This window comes from Methylobacterium sp. B1 (genome assembly GCF_000333255.1).
Taxonomy (GTDB): domain Bacteria; phylum Pseudomonadota; class Alphaproteobacteria; order Rhizobiales; family Beijerinckiaceae; genus Methylobacterium; species Methylobacterium fujisawaense.
On the sequence record NZ_BACT01000173.1, the window covers coordinates 1 to 2419 of the forward strand.

General features: G+C 58.7%; 3 protein-coding genes. 1 reads left to right on the plus strand and 2 read right to left on the minus strand.

Annotation, left to right across the window (positions count from 1 at the left end; translation table 11 throughout):
* Nucleotides 1–688, minus strand: a 688-nt coding sequence (locus tag I53_RS04675) for a PAS domain S-box protein (RefSeq protein ID WP_043347208.1), incomplete at its 3' end; no start/stop codon positions are given.
* Between the two features lie 224 nt (nt 689–912).
* On the opposite strand from I53_RS04675, the gene I53_RS30880 reads away from it, so the two are divergent.
* Nucleotides 913–1383, plus strand: a complete 471-nt coding sequence (locus tag I53_RS30880) for a PAS domain-containing protein (protein WP_083935968.1) — start codon at nt 913–915, stop codon at nt 1381–1383.
* A 764-nt stretch (nt 1384–2147) separates the two neighbouring features.
* Here the strand turns inward: I53_RS30880 and I53_RS32985 are convergent.
* Nucleotides 2148–2419, minus strand: a 272-nt coding sequence (locus tag I53_RS32985) for a hypothetical protein (RefSeq protein ID WP_210161561.1), incomplete at its 5' end; no start/stop codon positions are given.

Here is a 2419-nt window from a genome sequence, read left to right on the forward strand (position 1 = left end):
AGATCGGGTTGTATGAGCCCTCGATCCAGATCGGCCGGCCGTCGCGCGCCAGCCGCTTGAACTGCGCGGCTTGATACTCACCCTTGCGCAAGCGATCCCAAAATTCGTAGTATTCGCGGCTGGCCCGGGTCTCCGGCTCGACGAACAGGCTGTGGTGCTGACCCCGGACCTCGTCGAGGCGGTAGCCCATCAGGTCGAGGAAGTTGTGGTTGGCGGTGACGATGGTCCCGTCGGACTGAAACTCGATCACGGCCTGCGAGCGGCTGATCGCGGCAATCTGGGACGAAAAGTCGAGGTTGAGCAACCGCTCCTGGGCATCGGCCCATTCCACGACGAAACCGATGCGCTGGCCCCCATCCGAGAGCGGCGTCACGAGCAGGTCGAACACGCGCTTGCCGACGCGGATGGTCGCCTCATGGGGCCTGTCGAGCGCGGCCAGCATCCGGCGCTGGTGGGAGGGGTCCTTGTGGAAGATGTCGATGTTGCTGCCGATCAGTTTGGCGGCGTCGAAGCGGGGCAACTCGGCCTTCAAATCGGCCTCCGCCTCCTGCATGAAGCGGGTCAGGGCCGGATTCATGTAGGTGATGTTCATCGCGGCGTCCGCGATCATGACATTCGTACGCAGGGCCGCCAGGGCCGCGATCTCGCTGGTGTTGCCCGCCGACCTGATCTTCCGGATCCAATTCATCGCGCGTCCCCGAACATTGGTTGTGCCTCAATTGGGTGTGGAGACGCGCCTGAACACTCTGAGCTCGCGGGCGTTCCATCGCTGGATAGATGATCTGCCGGCTTCTAAAAGTTCCTGAATTTTGGCGACGAGACCTCAAAAATCGGTGGTATATTTCCTGTCACGCTCTTTAAGCAGGAGTTAACGAAGTCTGAATATCCCTCGGGTACCCGAGGAGTGGAGCCATGAACCTGATCGATCTCGTGCGGCACGTCGCTGACGGTCTCGACGTGGGCGTTCTGGTCACCAGTACAGATCTGAGGCGACCTGGACCGACCATTCTGTACGCGAACGACGCATTTCTGCGGATGAGCGGCTATGGCGAGGCCGATGTTCTGGGCCAATCGCCCCGGATGCTTCAGGGGGCGGGGACCAGCCGGGAGGGCACGCGCCAGGTCCAGCGCGCGCTTCGAGGCGAGGGACGATTCGTCGGGCGCCTGCAGAACTACCGAAGGACTGGCGAGTCTTATCTGTGCGAGCTCGATATCCGTCCAATTTATGGACTGGATGGGCATTTGGAAGCGTTCATCGCTTTCGAGCGGGAAGTCGTTCGCAGGCGTGGTCGGCCTACGGAAGGTGGAGCGGGCCGATACAGGGCTGTTGAGCAATCGGGTTGCGGCAACCTCCCGTTCCTCAGAACTCCGATTTTTGCTTGAAATTGCAAAAACTGATAATTTTCGCCCGCCGTTTTTCGCATGTAGAACCGGCAAATTACCTATTTTCAAATACAGTGAAAATTATCAGGATGCTGCTCCCGTGCTCGCGCCGAGGCGCATACGGCCCCTTCCATAACTGATCATCTTCGTAGAAGCTCCGCAGCTTTCCGTCCGGAGCACGCTGAACGGCGAACATCTGATGTTCGCGTTCGACGCTCGAAAGCAGAACGTTGTAAATCCACTCTGATCAGCCGTCTCGCGTCCGATACCACGCAATCAATCAAGGACGGCCGTTCGATTCCAAGAGCGGACGCATCTATTACTGCTTTTACGTCAGTAACGCGCCCAGCATGGCTAATCAGTGAGTTCCTACCGCATCCAATAAGTCGAATAAAATTGCTGCGTTCGGCGTGAGCCTAACGATCATTCCATTCTTTCAAATGATAGCTTTTTTGAAGTTCGCCCAGCGGTTCATCGTCCATAAGTACTTCAGACTGAACTTGTCAGACGCTATTGGCAGACAACCGGTCCGGGCCAACAATGACACCAGCGCATAGCTTTTAGCAAGACGCTCTTCCGAGCGCCGTTTGCAAGCGATGGGTCAACTCGAATCGATTGCGCCGCTACCGAGTGCGCCGCCTGAGGCGACCATGGCCACGATCCACGTCCTGACGATACGACCTCACAGGTGGGACCGATCCGGCCGGCAGCACGGGGATCCCGCTGTTGCTCCAGGTGGGGCGAACCTCTCGGTTTCTCGTGGTTCAGCGCCAGCTTGTCGCGATCAGGAACTCAGAGAGCGCAGTCATGCCTGCCGCGGTGATCGTCCACTCAATGACGGAATGACCGCGCAGATGATGCAGGCGCGGACCTCCGATCCGCTGGATAAGGCCCAGGCGTTCCAGAAGGAGATTTCTCGTATCGTCGGCCGCCATCTCGCGGTTGCGTGCACCGATTAGAGCAAGGCGTTCGCCTTGCGTCTTCTTCAAGAGATCGCTCACCGCTTGACCTGTTCGCCTGCGCCGGTGGCCCATAT